The following is a 16,070-nucleotide window of genomic DNA, read 5'->3' on the forward strand; positions in this document are numbered from 1 at the left end:
TCGGCGCTGACGGCGTGTTCGTCGGCTCGGGCATCTTCAAGTCCGGCAACCCGGCCCAGCGCGCCGCCGCCGTCGTGAAGGCCACCACCTTCTTCGATGACCCCGACGTCATCGCCAAGGCCTCCCGCGGCCTCGGCGAAGCCATGGTGGGCATCAACGTCGACGAGATCCCCCAGCCCCACCGCCTCGCCGAACGCGGCTGGTAACACGGGAGTTCCCCACAACACGTTGACCGGAAGCCTGCTCGTGTCCAGAACAAGGTTCGGCACCAAGACCGCGGCTTTCGGCATCAATTAGGAGCACTAATGGCAATTGAAACCGCGTCACTCGAACTGCCCCCTCAATCCCTGGTGAGACCTCACTGGCGATCAGTCTCACGGGACGCGCTGGCGGAGGGCCAAGATGTGCGGGTTACAGACGGCGGAGGGTACGTGACGTACGGAACGATAGACTGCGCCACACCCGATGGATCACTTGTCTGGATAGTGCTCAAGGATCTTGGTGAACGCCGAATTTTCCATGGGAACGATGGTGTCACACTGGAAATCAGCGCCTAGCAGCGCAGGAATGTTCGCGGCACTCACTCACCCTTGGATAACCACTCCAGCTGCTTGGGGATCCCTTGCTCACTACCGGCAAGGCTGGAATCGGCTGGGCGCCTCGTGCGCTCCTAATCTCCTGAACGGTGGAAGAACGTATCATGCCCGTTGTCACCCGGAACGCCCCGGATCGCACTGTCAGGTTTGGCCTGGCCTTCATCGGGGTACTGCTCATCGCGGTTAACCTTCGGGTGTCCTTTGTCAGTGTGGGATCGGTACTCGCGAACATCAGCAGTGATCTTGAGTTTTCAAGCGCCGCAGCAGGGTTCCTCACAGGCCTTCCGCTCTTTGCTTTCGCAGTCTTCTCACCTGTGGCGCCCGGCTTCGCTTCCCGTCTGGGTCTCGACCGGGCGCTGTGGATGTCCCTGCTGATCCTTGCCTTGGGCATCGTGCTTCGCTCCTTACCGGTGCCCGGCTTCATCTGGGCGGGCACCGCACTGATCGGCATGGCTATCGCGTTTCTCAATGTTTTGGTGCCTTCCCTCGTGAAGCGGGACTTTCCGACGAGGGTCAGCCAGGTCACCGGAAGCTACACCGCCACACAGGCGGCCTTCGCCGCGATCGGGGCCGCCGTCGTCGTTCCCGTGGCAGAAACATCCCCGGGGGGCTGGCGGCTTGCCCTCGGAATCTGGGTGGGACTTGCCCTTATCGCCATGGCCGTGCTCCTGCCGTGGCTGCGCCGGCACAGGGCAGGCACCGCACACGTCATCACGCCAGACGCCTCGTACCTGTCGCCCTGGGTTTCGGCCTTGGGCTGGCAGGTGACGATCTTCATGGGGCTGCAATCGATCGCCTTCTACGTCCTGATGGCATGGTTGCCCACTATCGAGCAAGGCCAAGGGGTCCCCGCGACTACTGCGGGCATCCATCTGTCCGTTTTCCTGCTCATCAGCGTGTTCGCGAGCCTTGCCGCAGGGGGAATCCTTCACCGGGGTTCGGACCAACGGCTCGTATCCTTTACGAGCGGCGCGCTTATGTTCGTGACGTTTCTCGGGCTGGCCCTTGCGCCGGACCTCATACTGCTGTGGATCTTTCTCGGGGCAATCGGGTGCGGGAGCCTCATTGTCATCGCTCTGTCCCTGTTTAGCCTCCGGACCGTGAATTACCCGCAGGCCGCATCCCTGTCCGGCATGGCGCAATCTGTCGGGTACGGCCTCGGTGCGGTGGGGCCGGTAATGTTCGGCGGTCTTCGCGACGTAAGCGGAGACTGGACGCTTGCGCTCCTCGTCACCGCGGGCATCATGGCAGTGCTTACCGTGACGGGCGTTTTTGCCGGGCGTGATCGGGTGATCAGCGCTTCAAATTGACATGGGGTCGCTACTGGCACGAGACGCAGCGACGGGATGGCGGAGCGGCCTATGCCGAGAAGCCCGGCGCGTGCATGAAACAGCCTGACAACCTGGAGTCCGGTCGACGCTGGTGCGAGTATGCATGGTGGAGCAGTTGCTGTGCCCGCCCGATGCGTGACCACTTGGGTGCCTGGTCGGTTTGGGCGAACAGGATCAGCTCCATCGGTTCGTCCAGGCCGGGAAAGTCTGCGTTGAGCCGGTCGCGGATTCCCTGGAATTGCAGGCTGGCGAGAAGTGCGGGGCAGTCTTCATCGCTCGGGAAGGTTCTGGAATCGAGCACGTCTGCCCAGTGGTGCCGGCCTTGCCGGAGCGTCGCATCAGCTGGCTGGGATGCGATGGTTTCCACGGGGTGTTCGACGGCGGCCGCTTTGGCTGCTTCCTGACGGGTGGTCGGGAGCGTGATGCGGTCGGTGGGTTCGAGGAAGCTGCCGCGGCAGAAGAATTCGGCGTTGATCGCGCTGGTTTGGGTGGAGCCGACGGGCAGGGCGGCTGGTGCCGGGTTCGCCGTCGTAGGGGAGAAGGTTTCGTCTCCGACGATAGTGACGCCCTGTGCGGCGAGCACTCCGGTGAGCGCCGCCATGGTGCCGGCATGAGGTAGGCCTGTCCGCGGACGGCGGTTTCGCTGGTGTGGATGGTGGAAGGCGGATGGAGGTGGCGGTGGTGTCACTGGTGAGGTAGAGGGCGACGGTGCGCGCGTAGGGGAGTTCCTGGCCGGGTTGACGCCGGCGCGGTAGCGCCCTGGTTGCGCGGAGGACGCGCCCGGCGATTATGGGGGCATATCAGAATGACAAGCAGCGATGGAACTTCTGCTCATTCATCGGGGCATTGAGATCAGGCAGCATGACTGCGGGGGTGAATTATCACGCGTCAAGCATCCTGGCGGAACTTCGCGCCCTGGTCCGGACAGAAAGATATAGTCCCGGCTGGCAACTTGCGGGAAATGGACGCAAGCTGAGTAGGGGGTCATGAGGGTGTGCCTGATCGCACTCCCGTTGCACAGGAAGGACCTGGGATTCCACAGTCAAAAAGGCAACGCAGTCCGTTGTTGCGCAAGTACCTTAATGCGGGCCGCCCCGCCGATGCGAGAGCCGGTGACCTCGGCGTGCTCAAGCCGATCCAGCCGGCCGCCTGGCGGGAGGGGATGCCCCTCCTCGGCGATGATCAGGTCTACGTGATGAAGTACGGGAACGAGTACCACCCGGCGTGGTGCCACATTGTGGCCGATAAGTGGGCTCACGCACCCAGGGGACTGCTGGTGACCATGGTGGCCGACGTCGGGAGGCGCACCCGTTGCCCGGAATGCGACCGGGTCTTGAAGGCAGCCAGGACGTCGTCTGCCCGGCACTATCAGGTGCAAGCTCCGCCCTCTCCCGCACACCCGCCGCGTGACATGGTGATTCCGCTGCGCGTCGTTGGGGCCGCCCATGGAATCCTCTTCCTGGCGGCCACGGCGGAATTTCAGAACCGCCTGAGGGAGACCGCGGTGGAGCCGGCCACACCGCTGCTCGTGGACGGCCGGCGTGAGGGAATAGTGTTGAGGGTGGACGCGGCCCGCGAAGAGCCCCTCTTGGTTGTCCAGTTGGATCCCCGCGTCACGTTCAGGGATGGTTTGTACCAGGTCCGCCTTCGTCGTCCCCTGCAGCGCTCGGCGGCCAAGCCATTCGCGGTGGACTCGGTTGAATCGGTCCCGCGGGCGTAGCAGGCGCACACCTGTGTCAGTGAACTCGCCACGTCGCGTCAGGTCTCTTTCTGTCCGAGTTCTCGGCGTTCATGTGTCTGGTGGGTGTTCCTGAATGGGTTTCTGACCACGGCTGTCAGCGACCTTCCCGCGGGCCTTGCGTTGCAGTGATTTTGCGGCGTTCCAGCCACCGGGCGTAGAGCGGAGCGGACTATCCGTCCCTTAGGGGACGCCGAAGGCGTCTCTCCCCGGTTACCTGCTAGTAACCTTCAAGCGCAAGGCTGGGAGCATGGACGACAATTCCGACCTGACCGATTCCCGCGGCACATTCATTCGCTCCAACAGTGAGCTCACCTCCGGTGACTGCGTAGAGGCCTACTGCAAGGGCACCCTTGTCCACCGCGGTGAGGTGACGGAGCTGGCCCCCAATCATGAGCTGTTTTGGATGATGGACGTGCTCGCCGGGAGCCGGCGGCTTGTGGACATTGCTGAGCTTGAGGTCGTCCGCGCCGAGGCTCCAGTGCATCATCCGGACGGTTCCGAGAGCTTCTTCACTCTGCCCAAGTAGCTGCCAAGTGTTCCTGAACTGGCAACCCTCTAGCCGGCTAATGCTACGCTGCCTCGCCATCAGTCGTTTGGGCCTGCGTGCCTGATTTCAGCCGGAGGACGGCGCCGGGCTTTGGCCAGGGCAATCAACAAGGTCAGGATGGTGACCATCCAGGCAAGCCCTGTGAGGAACACCAGGCCGATTGCCGCTAAGGGGTGCATGGCGAAAGTCTAGGACGGCATGACCGGAGACCCGGGCGCAACTCCGTAACGCTTAGGCACGAAAAAAGCGCGCCCCGTTCGCTGAGCGCGCCCTTCTCGATTCTCCATGCCGTTCGTCTTCGGCTGCACATATCATAAGCATGCTTACGATAGGGTTTGCAAGTGGTGGCCTTGACCCGTAGCGCAAGCCCTAACCGCAAACCATGACTACCCGGCGCTGGGTGGATCGGGATGATGAAGGATAACTTCCACGGCCGTCCGTACTGGCCTGGCCCTGCAGTCGGGGGTGGGCGGGCCGGACGGGGCGGGGGTTCGCCGGCAGCAGGAACGCCGTAGCTGAAGTTCAACCAGGTGATCTTGAGCGTGAAGATCGCCATGCCCGGGACTGGCCGTCCTGGGAACTTGGGCACCTGCCCTGCCGGGAGCGGATAAAACATTTCCCGAAAACGAAGGAGGGACGTCCTATCTCCTGTACACTTACTAAAAGAGGAAGACCGCCGACAGAGTGCGGTCGAAGGAGATCACGTGACAGTAACACCCGCAGCGGTATCGTCGGCAAGGTTTAGCGCGCAAATCCGTTCCCAGGCACTTCAAACGCGCATCATGGAACTGATCCTGGAACGTGGCCTCGATGTTGGGGACGCGCTTCCCACCGAGAGTGAACTGTCCGCTGAGCTGGGTGTAGGCCGGAACACTGTCCGCGAGTCCCTCAAGGTTTTGCAGGCGCTCGGCGTCATAGAAATCAGGCACGGGTTCGGCATGTTCGTTGCCCCCAACAACTTCAGTGCCCTGGTGTCCGGACTGACCTTCCGCGGCAGGCTCTCGCTCAGGCACAAGGGCGAAGAAGCAATGGAACTCATTGATGTGCGGCAGGCACTTGAATCGGGTCTCATCGGTTCGGCCATCGACCTTTTGACGGAGGACCATCTTGCAGACCTCCGGTCCACCATGCAGGCGATGCAGGATGCCGCCGCAAAAGGCGAACCCCTCGCGGAGCATGACGCGGAGTTCCACCGCCGTCTCTACGCACCCCTGAACAACGAACTGCTCATCAACCTGATGGACGTGTTCTGGCAGGTGTACCGCCAAATCCATGAGGCGCTCGGTTCCGGGCCGGTCAACCTTGAAGAACAGGTCCAGATCCACTGGGACATCTACGAGGCCGTAGCCGGCAGGGACAAGACCCTGGCATCAGAGCGCCTCCAGCGCCACTTCGACGGCATCCGCCTGAAACTCAAGGACGTCGCGGCCTCCTGACGGACGCCCGCCGACTCCCTGCCTGGACTTCCTTCAACGCCCGCGCTCCGGGCGGCCTCACCCGTGCCCGGTTCCGTTTTTCGTAGAGAGTGCTTTGCCGTGGAAATTTTCGTAGTGCCTACCGCCCCAGCCACAGGCGCCGTCGCGGCCGGGATCCTGGCAGCCGTCATCCGCAGTAAGCCGAACGCCGTGCTGGGTGTGGCAACGGGAGGATCGCCCCTTCCGATCTATAAAGCTCTGGCCAGGCACCAGCTTGATGTGACGCGTACCAGGGCCTTCGCGCTGGACGAATATGTGGGCCTGCCGGCAGGACATCCTGAAAGCTACGCTGAAGTTGTCCGGCGCGAAGTGACTGAAAGGCTGCACCTTGACCCCGCGAAGGTTTCGGTGCCGGACGGGAGCGCCCCGGACCCCCAACGCGCGGCGGCTGACTACGAGGCTGCCATCGCCGGCGCGGGCGGCATTGACGTGCAGATCCTCGGGATCGGCCACAATGGCCACCTGGCCTTCAATGAACCGGGCTCGGCACTGGATTCCCGGACCCGGGTTGAAATGCTCACAGAACGAACCCGGCAGGCCAACGCGCGCTACTTCGACTCGCCGTCGGACGTGCCCCTGCTCTGCATCACCCAGGGACTGGGCACCATTCTTGAAGCCCGGCATCTCCTGCTGGTGGTCAACGGCGCGGACAAGGCAGGCATCCTTGCTGCCGCCCTCAACGGACCTGTGACATCGGACTGCCCTGCATCGGTCCTGCAGCTGCACCCTCACGTGACGGTGGTGGCTGACGAAGCCGCTGCTGCGCAATTGCCTCCAGGCAGCGGACAGGTAGCCGTGCGCGTGGGCGGTGCATCCGCCGCAGTGTAGGGCCGCTGCACAAGGAGCCGGAGACGGCAGGTTCAGGGCCGGGCTGCGGGGCGGCACAGGATGCGGCCAGCGCGCATGACCAGGACGCGGTGGAAGTCCCGGTCCACCACAACGACGTCGGCGCGGCGGCCCGCGCGGAGGCTCCCAAGGTCTCCGGCCCGGCCGATAATCGCCGCCGGAACGGCCGTAGCTGACTTAACGGAGGCGGCCGGATCCACACCTGCCTCGATGGTGCGGCGGACAACGTCAAGGAGGGTCGCGGTGCCGCCGGCCAGGGACCCGTTGCCGGTCAGTCGCGCCTCGGAATTCCTGACCGAGACGGAAGCAGGCCCCAGACGATAGTCACCGTCAGGCAGGCCTGTGGCGGCCATGGAATCGGTCACGAGAGCAATATTGTCCGCGCCCACCAGTTCGAAAACCATCTGAACGGTATCCGGGTCAAGATGCGCGCCGTCGGCGATAAGTTCGACGGCCACCCTGCCGGCGCCGGCCAGCCGTAGGCAAGCGGCAACAGGGCCCGGGCTGCGGTGGTGAAGCGGAGGCATCCCGTTAAACAAGTGTGTGACCGTGGGGCGCGAGATCGGTTCGCGGCCGGAGGCGGCAAGCAGTTCCGCGGCCTCCGTGAGGGAAGCCGCCGCAGTCCGTGCGTCAGAATCCGTGTGGCCCAGCGACGGAACCACGCCGTTCTCCGCAAGCTTTCGGACCAGGGCCTCCGCGCCGGCCAGTTCCGGCGCATAAGTCATGGTCCGCAGGTGACCGCCGGCGGCGTCCAGCAACTCGTCCAGCAGGTCCAGGTCGGGGTCCAGCAGGAACCGCGGGTCCTGCGCCCCGCAGCGGGCGTCGGACAGGAACGGGCCCTCGGCATGTATGCCCGCGATGAGCCCCTCGTCAGTCAGCAGCCGCAGGGCCATCATGCCCTTCAACAGGTCTTCGCGCGGCGCGGTCACCAGGCTGGCCAGCAGGGTAGTGGTACCGCTGCGGTGGATGAAGTCTATGGCAGTGCGGGCCGCGGCCAGGTTGCCGCTTGGAAAGTCTCCGCCGGCCGCGCCATGGCAGTGCAAATCCACCAGGCCTGGCAGGATCATGCTTCCGGCCGGAGGTTCGAGCGGTTCAAGTTCAGGCAGGACGGAGCGGTCAAGATCGGCCAAGGGCCCCACGTAGGCGATGATGCCGTCAACTACGGCGACCGCGGAATTCGCGGCAGAATGCCCGTCCGTCACAACTGTGCCCGAGATGAGGTAGTTGCCGGGCGGCGCGGCCGGCGGCGTCATTTCAGGGCCTCGGCGAACCAGCCGGCGATGGTGGCCGGGTGCGTGATCGCTGTCCCGACGACGACGGCGAAGGCGCCGGCGTCGAGGGCCTGCCGTGCCTGGGCGGGAGTATGGATGCGGCCTTCGGCGATGACGGGGACCCCAAAGTCCGCTCCCGCGATATGCCGAAGGAGGTCCAGGTCGGGGCCGGAGGTTTTGGGACGCTCGCCGGTGTAGCCGGACAGCGTGGTGCCCACAAGGTCTGCTCCGGCTTCGACCGCTGCCGCGGCGTCGTCGAAGGAACCACAGTCCGCCATCACGAGGGCGTGGGATTCAGCATGGATGCCGGCCACCGTCTGCGCCAGGGTGAGGCCGTCCGGCCGGCCCCGGCGGGTGCCGTCGATTGCCACAACATGGGCGCCGGCGTTGGCGACTGCCAGTGCGTGCCGAAGGGTGGGAGTAATGAAGACGCCGTCATGGCCGTCTTTCCAGAGCCCGATCACCGGGACCTCTACCGCGGAACGCGTGTGCTGCACGTCGGCCAGGCCCTGGACCCGCACGGCGGCAGCGCCTCCAATAACCGCGGAGGCGGCTACCTGCCCCGTGGTCCGGGGATCGCGCATTGGCTCCCCGGGATAGGCCTGGCAGGACACAATGAGGTGCCCGCGCAGGGCCTCGAGTGCTTCGGAAGTCAGGATCACTGGTCGGTTCCTTCGGAGGGGTTTGTGTGCGGCAGGACAAGGCGCGCAGCGCCCGCGATAGCCGCTGCGTTGCCGAGCTTGGCGGGCAGGACCGGAAGCCCGGACAAGGCGGGGAGGAGCTCGGCCCGCAGCGCCCGCTCCATGGGTTCCCACCAGGGGGCGCCGGCATCGGTGAGTCCGCCGGAAACAACAACTACCGCCGGGTCGAGGACGTTGGCCAGTCCGCCAACAGCCTGGCCGGCGGCAGACGCGCCGAGCCTTACGGCTCTGATGGCCGTAGTGTCGCCCGCTCCCGCCAGCGCGAAAACGGCCCGCGTGTCAGCCGCCTCCCCCTCGCGGCCGCCGAGCCTCAGATAGGTGGCGTGGATGGCGGGCCCGGAGGCTATGGCCTCGACATGGCCGGAACCGCCGCAAACGCAGGGAACCGGAGTGCCGCCGTCGTACGCGTAGGGTGAAGCGAAGTGGCCCACATGGCCGCCCACGAACCGGTGGCCCAGGACCGGGTGCCCGGAGAGCACAAAGCTTCCGCCGACGCCGGTGCCGAAAGCCACCAGGAGCGAACTGGCGGTTCCAGCGGCGGCACCTGCCCAGGATTCACCCAGGGCGTGCGCGTGGACATCGTTCACGGCCTTGATGGACGACGGCGGCAGGCCCAGCCGCGTTGCCAACCCGCCGGTGAGTGCCGTCCCGGTCCAGCCGAAGATCGCGTCCGTCGCCGACACCACCACGCCGCGCCCGGCATCAATCACCCCGGCAGAGCCTACCCCGACACCTGCAACATCCAGGCCTTCAGCCCGGGCCCGGCCAAGGAGGGATGAAACCAGTCCAGCGGTGGCATCGAGGAGTGCATCACTGCCGGCCCGGTTCAGAGTAGGAATCGTCTCCGGGAACAGGACCTCGCCGGCGGAGGAAACAACGCCCGCAGCAGTCTTGGTGCCGCCAAGATCAACACCGATCGCGTACTGCATCTGCTCTCTTTCTTGGGCGGTGCTAGAGCAGCCCGTTGCGTTCCAGGATCACCTTGATGGCCGTGGTCTCGGTTTCGTTGAGGGAAAGCATCGGCACGCTCATGGTGTTGGATTCGATGATGCCCATGAGCTGCAGGGCCGTCTTGAAGGCACCGAGGCCTGCCGCCCCGCCGGAGACGCGGCCATTGGGGGTGTACACAATCTCGAAGAGGTCTGCGAGGCGGTCCTGTTCGGATGCGGCCTTTGCCCAGTCGCCTGCCTGGGCGGCGTCGACGAGGCTGCGGTAGCCGCGCGGGTCCACGTTGCCCAGGCCGGGCACCACGCCTTGTGCACCGCCCAGGAGGGCGCCGTCGACAACGACTTCGTGGCCGGTGAAGATGTCGAAGTTCGGGATGTCCTTCGCCGCCAGCAGCAGTTGGCGGAAGGAGACGTCGTCGCCGGAGGAATCCTTGACGCCGGCAATCACGCCGTCACGGCCCAGCCGGACCAGCAGGTCGGTGGGGAGCTTGAAGTGCGTGCGGACCGGAACATCGTAGGCGAAGATCGGCTTGTCGACGGCGGCGTGGACGGCGCGGAAGTGCGTTTCAGTTTCTGCGGCGTTGCCGATCGCGTAGTACATGGAGGTCACCACGATGGCGTCGGCGCCGAGGTCGATGACCTTTTTCGCCTCCTCGATGACGCGGTTCGTGGTCTGCTCGTTTGCGCCGACGATCAGCGGCACGGCGTCAGCACCAGCAGACGCGTTGGCTTCGGCGATGGTGCTGACCACCAGCTCACGCTCGGCGTTGGTCATGTACGGAACCTCTGCAGAGGAGCCCAGGACGAACAGTCCGGATACGCCGCCGTCGAGCAGATGCTTGGTGACGTTGGTCAGCGACGCCGTGTCGATGCTGCCGTCGGCGTGGCGGGGGGTGACAACGGGCGGGATGACGCCCTGGAACTGGGTGGACACGTAGGTTCTCCGATGATTGGTGCTGATGGGGGGATCTAGATGTGGAGAAGGCTCGGGGCAGCGCCCAAGAGCTTCTTGGTGTAGTCGTTGGTGGGGTTGTCGAACACCTGGGCTGCGCTGCCTTGCTCGACGATCTTGCCGAAGTACATGACGCAGATGCGGTCGGAGACATACCGGACGGTCTGGATGTCGTGCGAGATGAACACCATGCCGAGGTTCAGTTCGGTCTTCAGGTCAGAGAGCAGGTTCAGCACCTGGGCACGGACGGACACGTCGAGTGCCGAGGTGGGCTCATCGGCCACAATGATGTCCGGGTCCAGCGCCAGTGCCCGGGCGATCGCCACGCGCTGCCGCTGGCCGCCCGAGACCTGTGACGGCGTCACTTCGGCTGCGGACTGCGGCAGTCCCACCAGCGCCAACAGTTCCTTGACCTTCGCTGCACGGGAAGCGGCGGTGCCGATCCCGTGGATCTGCAAGGGATCCGTGAGGATGTCCTGGACCGTCATGCGCGGGTTCAGTGCAGTGGCCGGATCCTGGAAGACCACGGACACCGACCGGCCGAACTCCTTGCGCAGCGCGGCGTTCCGCTTAATGGCGGGCCTGCCGTGGAACAGCACCTGGCCCGACGTCGGCGGCTGGAGCCCCACAAGGACCGACGCAAGCGTGGACTTGCCACAGCCGGACTCACCCACTATGCCGACGGTTTCGCCGCGGCTGATGGTGAAGTCCACGCCGTCCACTGCTTTGACTATGTTGGGCCGGAAGAGTTTGCCGCCCCGCGCCTGGTGGTAGACCTTGACGTCCTTGAGTTCGATGACCGGCTTGCCGGTTGATTCACTCATTTCGCATCCTCCTTCAGGTGGCTTGCCCAGTAGTGGTCGGCATCGCCGCCGGCCGCGGCTCCAACCGGGGTCAGGACCAGCTTCTGGTCGGGATCGGCGTCGGACCGCAGGGAACGCGGCGCGAAGCGGTCGCCCGGTGCGAAGTCGCGCGGTGAGGGAACGGTGCCGGGGATCTGGTGCAGGCGGACGGCGTCGGCCTCAATGGAGAGGACAGCGCCGAGCAGGCCGCGGGTGTACTCATGTTTGGGATTGCGCAAAAGCTCGGATGCCTGGGCGGATTCCACCACCTGGCCGGCGTACATCACGGTGATCCGGTGCGCCAGGGACGCCACCAGGGCGAGGTCGTGGCTGACGAACACCATGGCGAATCCGAGCTGCTCGCGCAGCTCGTTGAGCAGGTCGACCACCTGTTTCTGGACGGTCACATCCAGGGCGGTGGTGGGTTCATCGGCCACCACGATCTTGGGGGAGCGCGACAGGGCCATGGCGATCAGCACGCGCTGGCGCTGCCCGCCGGAAAGCTCGTGCGGGTAGCTGGCCAGGGTCCGTACCGGATCGAGCTTGACCATTTCCAGCAGCTCGGCGGGGGTCTTGCGGCCGCCGCGCCTGGTCAGCTGCTCCATCTGGTCCTTGATCTTCATGGACGGGTTGAGGGAGCTCAGGGCGTCCTGGTAGACCATGGCGATCTGTTCACCACGGAGGCCTTCGTAGGCCTTGATGCTGCTGTGCTTCGTGGCCGGATCCAGCAGTTCCTTGCCGTCGAACTTGATGGACCCGGTGACCTCTGCCGTTTTGGGCAGAAGCCCCATGACCGCCAGGGACGTGATGGACTTGCCGCAGCCCGACTCGCCCACCAGGCCCATGGTCTCGCCTTCGCGGACTGTGAACGAGACGTTGTCCACGATTGCGATGTCACCAAAGCGGGCCGGGAAACGGATGGATAGGTTCTTCACTTCCAGCACGTTGCGGGCGCCCGGTTCCACTTGGGGGAGCCTGTCGGTGCGCCTGGCTTCGATGGCGGCCAGCAGTTCCAGTTCCTTATCCAACAGCAGGTGCGGGTTCGCCGCAGCAAGCTTCGGGTCGGACAGGACGGCGGCCTGGTTGTAGTCCTCCTCGGTAAGGACGCCGCCGGGAGCCGCCTGGACGCCGTCGAGCTCGTGCTGTTCCACGACGGAGGACTGGGCCACGGACGTGCCAACTTCCGTGTCCACCGCAACTGCAGCGCCAATAGCCGCAGCTGATCCGTCGTCGTCCTTTACGGCCGCCGCCTTGCGCAGCCTGGGGTTCACCATGGCGTCGGTAAGGCCCTCGGCGAGGATGTTCAGCGACAGAACCGTGAGCAGGATGGTGGCACCGGCGAAGGTTGTGGCCCACCAGCCGCCGGAGAGCACCAGGTTGCGTCCGTAGGAGATCACGTTGCCCCACGATGGCGCGGGGTCCTGCACGCCGGCGCCCAGGAAGGAGAGCGACGCTTCGAGGATGATGGCGTCGGCCACCATGACCGTGGCGAACACCAGCACGGGGGCGGCCGTGTTGCGGACGATGTGCTTGAGGAGGATGTAGAACCGGCCCGCGCCGATGACGCGTTCGGCGCGGACGTAGTCCTCGCCGTACTGGGACAGCACGTTGGCGCGGACCACGCGGGCCAGTTGCGGGGTGTAGATGATGGCGATCGCAATGATGATGGTGGGAACCGAGTTGCCGAACGCTGCCAGCAGTACCGCCGCCAGGGCGATGCCGGGGAAGGCCATCAGGATGTCCATGAGGCGCATGATCAGTTCGTTCACGGCCTTGCTGGACGTCGCTGCGAAGGAGCCCAGCAGGGCGCCCACCAGGATGGCCAGGCCAACGGCGCCGAGGCCGATCAGCAGCGAGGACTGGGCGCCGAAGAGCAGGCGGGAAAAGATGTCGCGTCCCAGCCGGTCGGTGCCGAAGAAGTGCTCGGCGCCGGGCGGGGTGGCCGGGATGAAGGTCTCAAGCGGATCGTGCGGGGCGAGGACCGGCGCGAGGATGGCGGCCAGGACGACCGCGATGAGGAAGAGGAGGGCGATGCGGGAGCCCCAGGGTAGGGCTTTGAACCGGAGGCCCGGGGCGCTCAGCCGTTCAGCGAGTTTGCTGCGCATGGGCTATACCGTCCTGATTCGGGGGTTGATGAGCAAGTACAGGAGATCCACCACGATGTTCACCAGAACGAAGGTGACGGAGATGGTGAGCACCACGCCCTGGACGAGGTTGACGTCCAGGTTGGTGATGCCGTTCAGGATGAGCTGGCCCATGCCGGGCAGGGCAAAAATCATTTCAATCACGACGGCGCCGCCCAGCAGGTAGCCGACGCGGAGTCCCAGCACGGTCACCGGAGTCACCAGTGCGTTGCGCAGCACGTTCCGGGAGACCACCTCACGGTAGGGAACACCGTTGCCGATGGCTGTGCGCACGTAGTCCCGGTCCAGTTCCTCCACCATTGAGGTGCGGACCACGCGGATCAGTGATGCCGAGACGGGAATGCCGAGGGCGAGGGCCGGGAGGGCCATGGAGTTCAGCCATCCGCCAAAACCTGATTCCGGCGTCGCAATTCCGCCTGAGGGGAACAGGGGACTGGAGCCCAAGGCGAACCACTGGATGAGCAGGATGCCCAGCCAGAACGACGGTGTGGCGATGGCGGCTATGGAGAAGACCCGGACCAGCTGGTCCGGCCACTTATCACGGTAAAGTGCGCCGAGGATTCCGAATACCAGGGATACGACCACCGCGATAATGACGCCCAGGAACGTCAGCTGGAGCGTGAGCGGGAACGCTGAGCCGATCATCGACGCCACGGACTTGGCGGGCGGTGTGGTGACACCGAGGTCGAATTGCAGCAGCTTTGCAAGGAAAGCGAAGTATTGGACGACCAGCGGATCGTCCAGCCCATTCTCCTGGCGGTACTGCTGCTTTGCTTCTTCGCTGGCGCCTTCGCCCAGTGCCGAGCTTGCCTGATCGCCCGGTGCGGCCTGCAGTACGAGGAAGACCAGCAGGGTGATGCCCAGGATCATCAATGGCAATGCTGCGAGCCTGCGGCCCAGCAGGCGCAATATCGTGACCAATTTATTCTCCGGTGTGTTTGGATGCTGCAGTTCAATAAGTTGCGAGGCCTGCCCTGGCTGCTCCCGAGGGGATCAGGTGCGCGGGGCCGGCCTCGCAACGCAAGGGGCTGCCTAGGACGTGCGGCCGACGTCGATGAACGACATGCCAGTGGTGGGCAGCGGCTTGAAGCCGTTGAGCTTCTTGTCGTCCCACGCGCTGGGCAGCTGGCGGTGGAAGATCGGGTACAGGGGAAGTTCCTCTGAGACGAGGTCCACAATTTCGCCGGTGATCTTCTTGGCATCTGCCGCAGCTGCCTGCGAACCCTTATTCATGAGTTCCTGCAGTTTGGCGCGTTCAGGCGCGGTCCAGTAGGCACGCTTTTCCATCCAGGTAGCGCCCGAGTAGAACCAGCTCAGGAGCAGGTCCGCGTCATTACCGAAGACTGACGGATCGCCCGGAGCCGCGACGACGGAGTAGTCACCGGCGCCAACGCGGTCCGCGTACAGCGCGCCGGACTGGATGCTCTTCACTGTGACCTTCACGCCCGGGATCTTGTTCCAGGACTCGAGGATCAGCGGCGCGACATCCTTGACCCAGGCGGTGTCCGTGGTGAGCAGTTCGAACTCAAGGCTGGTGACGCCGGCTTCCTTGAGCAGCTGTTCAGCTTTACCGGCATCGTAGCCATAGACGTTCTTGGCCTTGACGTAGTCCGGGTGGCCTTCCTGGAAGTAGGAACTGGCCGGCTTGGCGTTGCCGAAGAGGGCCTTCTTGATGATGGCGTCTTTGTCCAGCCCGTAGTGCAGCGCCTGGCGGACGAGCTTGTTGTTGAAGGGGGCTTTTGCGCAGTTGAACATCAGGAACATCAGGCCAAAGGACTGGACGGATTCAACCTTGACCTTGGACTTGAGTCCTTCCACGTCCAGGTAGGGGACGTCCTCGATGGCCTGGACACGGCCGGACTGCACGGCGGTGACGCGGGCAGCGGCGTCGGAGAGCAGGTGCCAGGTCATGCCCTTGGCCAGCGCAGGCTTGGGGCCGTTATAGTCGGCGAACGCCTCGAAAACGATCTTGTCGTCCTTGACGGCGGAGATGAGCTTGTAGGGACCGGAGCCCACCGGCTTGGCATCAAAGGCCTTCAGGTCGCTGGCGAGTGCCTTGGGGACGATCTTCACCACGGAGATGCGGGGGCCGAACCCGGGGAAGGCGTACTTCAGGGTGAACTCCACCGTCTTTGCGTCGACGGGCTTTACGTCCTGGATGAACGGGATGAACTGCGAGAACAGGGACTTGTTTGCCGGGTCCATGACGCGGGTGAACGAGAAAGCGACGTCCTCGGTGGTGACGGGCGAACCGTCGTGGAACTTGGCACCATCGCGGATGGTCACCTGGTACGTGGTGTCGTTGACCTTCTTGGGGTCCGCGGCTGCCAGGGCGTTATACGGCTCGCGGGTGGCCGGATGCAGCTCCACGAGGCCTTCAAAGATGTGCAGGTTCGCGGCCATGGGCGTGGCTCCGGAGGAACTCAGGGGATCAAAACCGGTGGAGAGTGCGTAGGAGATGCCCGCCTCAATGATGAGGTCCTTGTTGATCGCGGCGGCGCTTGCGGCGCCTCCGCCGGTGGTTGTGGCTGCCGGGCTGCCGCACGCAGCCACTGAAGCGGTGAAGGCCGCGGCGACGCCCATGGCGCCAGTCAGCTTGAGGAAGTTCCGGCGGCTGGCGTCATTGACCAGCGGCAGGTTCTTGGAGGAGATGTTCATGTGGGCCTCGCGATTCCAG

At 64.8% G+C, this 16,070-nt stretch carries 16 protein-coding genes and 1 pseudogene; 7 read left to right on the forward strand and 10 right to left on the reverse strand.

The features are described from left to right. The 3 genes and pseudogenes from ACQ3DC_RS18870 to ACQ3DC_RS18880 form a co-directional block, all read left to right on the forward strand. A pseudogene (locus ACQ3DC_RS18870) lies at window positions 1-206 on the forward strand (pyridoxal 5'-phosphate synthase lyase subunit PdxS); the annotation flags it as partial. A gap of 99 nt (window positions 207-305) precedes the next feature. Next, window positions 306-557, forward strand: coding sequence for a hypothetical protein (locus ACQ3DC_RS18875; RefSeq protein ID WP_430752283.1), 252 nt, complete (start codon window positions 306-308; stop codon window positions 555-557). Between the two features lie 143 nt (window positions 558-700). After that, a complete protein-coding gene (locus ACQ3DC_RS18880; protein ID WP_430752282.1) occupies window positions 701-1,906 on the forward strand; it encodes an MFS transporter in 1,206 nt (401 codons plus the stop codon). 49 nt (window positions 1,907-1,955) lie between these two features. Here ACQ3DC_RS18880 and ACQ3DC_RS18885 read toward each other — a convergent pair whose 3' ends face one another. Then, window positions 1,956-2,528: a hypothetical protein gene (locus ACQ3DC_RS18885; protein ID WP_157242455.1), complete on the reverse strand. Its 573-nt coding sequence runs from the start codon at window positions 2,526-2,528 to the stop codon at window positions 1,956-1,958. Between the two features lie 465 nt (window positions 2,529-2,993). Here ACQ3DC_RS18885 and ACQ3DC_RS18890 point away from each other — a divergent pair, with 465 nt between their 5' ends. Then, the gene (locus tag ACQ3DC_RS18890; RefSeq protein ID WP_157242454.1) at window positions 2,994-3,647 is read left to right on the forward strand and encodes a hypothetical protein; all 654 of its coding nucleotides are present in this window, start codon (window positions 2,994-2,996) and stop codon (window positions 3,645-3,647) included. 268 nt (window positions 3,648-3,915) lie between these two features. After that, window positions 3,916-4,194, forward strand: a complete 279-nt coding sequence (locus ACQ3DC_RS18895) for a hypothetical protein (protein WP_157242453.1) — start codon at window positions 3,916-3,918, stop codon at window positions 4,192-4,194. A 59-nt stretch (window positions 4,195-4,253) separates the two neighbouring features. Here the strand turns inward: ACQ3DC_RS18895 and ACQ3DC_RS18900 are convergent, their stop codons facing one another. Continuing rightward, window positions 4,254-4,394 (reverse strand): hypothetical protein, encoded by a 141-nt coding sequence (locus ACQ3DC_RS18900; protein ID WP_157242452.1) that lies wholly within the window; start codon window positions 4,392-4,394, stop codon window positions 4,254-4,256. A gap of 525 nt (window positions 4,395-4,919) precedes the next feature. Between ACQ3DC_RS18900 and ACQ3DC_RS18905 the strand changes: the two genes are divergently transcribed. Together ACQ3DC_RS18905 and ACQ3DC_RS18910 are read left to right on the forward strand one after the other, a co-directional pair. Continuing rightward, window positions 4,920-5,651 (forward strand): FadR/GntR family transcriptional regulator, encoded by a 732-nt coding sequence (locus ACQ3DC_RS18905; protein WP_323057270.1) that lies wholly within the window; start codon window positions 4,920-4,922, stop codon window positions 5,649-5,651. 99 nt (window positions 5,652-5,750) lie between these two features. Beyond that, the gene (locus ACQ3DC_RS18910; protein WP_430752281.1) at window positions 5,751-6,518 is read left to right on the forward strand and encodes a glucosamine-6-phosphate deaminase; all 768 of its coding nucleotides are present in this window, start codon (window positions 5,751-5,753) and stop codon (window positions 6,516-6,518) included. Between the two features lie 32 nt (window positions 6,519-6,550). On the opposite strand, the gene nagA is transcribed toward ACQ3DC_RS18910, so the two are convergent. From nagA to ACQ3DC_RS18950, 8 genes are all read right to left on the reverse strand, one after another. Then, a complete protein-coding gene (nagA, locus tag ACQ3DC_RS18915; RefSeq protein WP_430752280.1) occupies window positions 6,551-7,789 on the reverse strand; it encodes an N-acetylglucosamine-6-phosphate deacetylase in 1,239 nt (412 codons plus the stop codon). After that, window positions 7,786-8,469 carry an N-acetylmannosamine-6-phosphate 2-epimerase gene (locus tag ACQ3DC_RS18920; protein WP_430752279.1) on the reverse strand — a complete coding sequence of 228 codons (684 nt, stop codon included), beginning with the start codon at window positions 8,467-8,469 and terminating at the stop codon, window positions 7,786-7,788. Before ACQ3DC_RS18920 ends, nagA begins: the two co-directional genes overlap by 4 nt. After that, complete coding sequence (locus ACQ3DC_RS18925; protein WP_430752278.1) at window positions 8,466-9,437, reverse strand: ROK family protein; 972 nt, start codon at window positions 9,435-9,437, stop codon at window positions 8,466-8,468. The genes ACQ3DC_RS18920 and ACQ3DC_RS18925 overlap by 4 nt, the downstream gene beginning before the upstream one ends. Window positions 9,438-9,459: 22 nt before the next feature. Continuing rightward, window positions 9,460-10,389: a dihydrodipicolinate synthase family protein gene (locus tag ACQ3DC_RS18930; protein WP_430752277.1), complete on the reverse strand. Its 930-nt coding sequence runs from the start codon at window positions 10,387-10,389 to the stop codon at window positions 9,460-9,462. Between the two features lie 35 nt (window positions 10,390-10,424). Then, entirely contained in the window at window positions 10,425-11,231 is an 807-nt protein-coding gene (locus tag ACQ3DC_RS18935) for an ATP-binding cassette domain-containing protein (protein ID WP_430752276.1), read from the reverse strand. Further along, the gene (locus tag ACQ3DC_RS18940; protein ID WP_430752275.1) at window positions 11,228-13,354 is read right to left on the reverse strand and encodes a dipeptide/oligopeptide/nickel ABC transporter permease/ATP-binding protein; all 2,127 of its coding nucleotides are present in this window, start codon (window positions 13,352-13,354) and stop codon (window positions 11,228-11,230) included. The genes ACQ3DC_RS18935 and ACQ3DC_RS18940 overlap by 4 nt, the downstream gene beginning before the upstream one ends. A 3-nt stretch (window positions 13,355-13,357) precedes the next feature. Then, window positions 13,358-14,314 (reverse strand): ABC transporter permease, encoded by a 957-nt coding sequence (locus ACQ3DC_RS18945; RefSeq protein WP_323057261.1) that lies wholly within the window; start codon window positions 14,312-14,314, stop codon window positions 13,358-13,360. A 111-nt stretch (window positions 14,315-14,425) separates the two neighbouring features. Then, entirely contained in the window at window positions 14,426-16,051 is a 1,626-nt protein-coding gene (locus tag ACQ3DC_RS18950) for an ABC transporter substrate-binding protein (RefSeq protein WP_157242445.1), read from the reverse strand. Between the last annotated feature and the right edge of the window lie 19 nt (window positions 16,052-16,070).

This window comes from Paenarthrobacter sp. NEAU-H11 (genome assembly GCF_050573415.1).
Classification (GTDB): Bacteria; Actinomycetota; Actinomycetes; order Actinomycetales; family Micrococcaceae; genus Arthrobacter.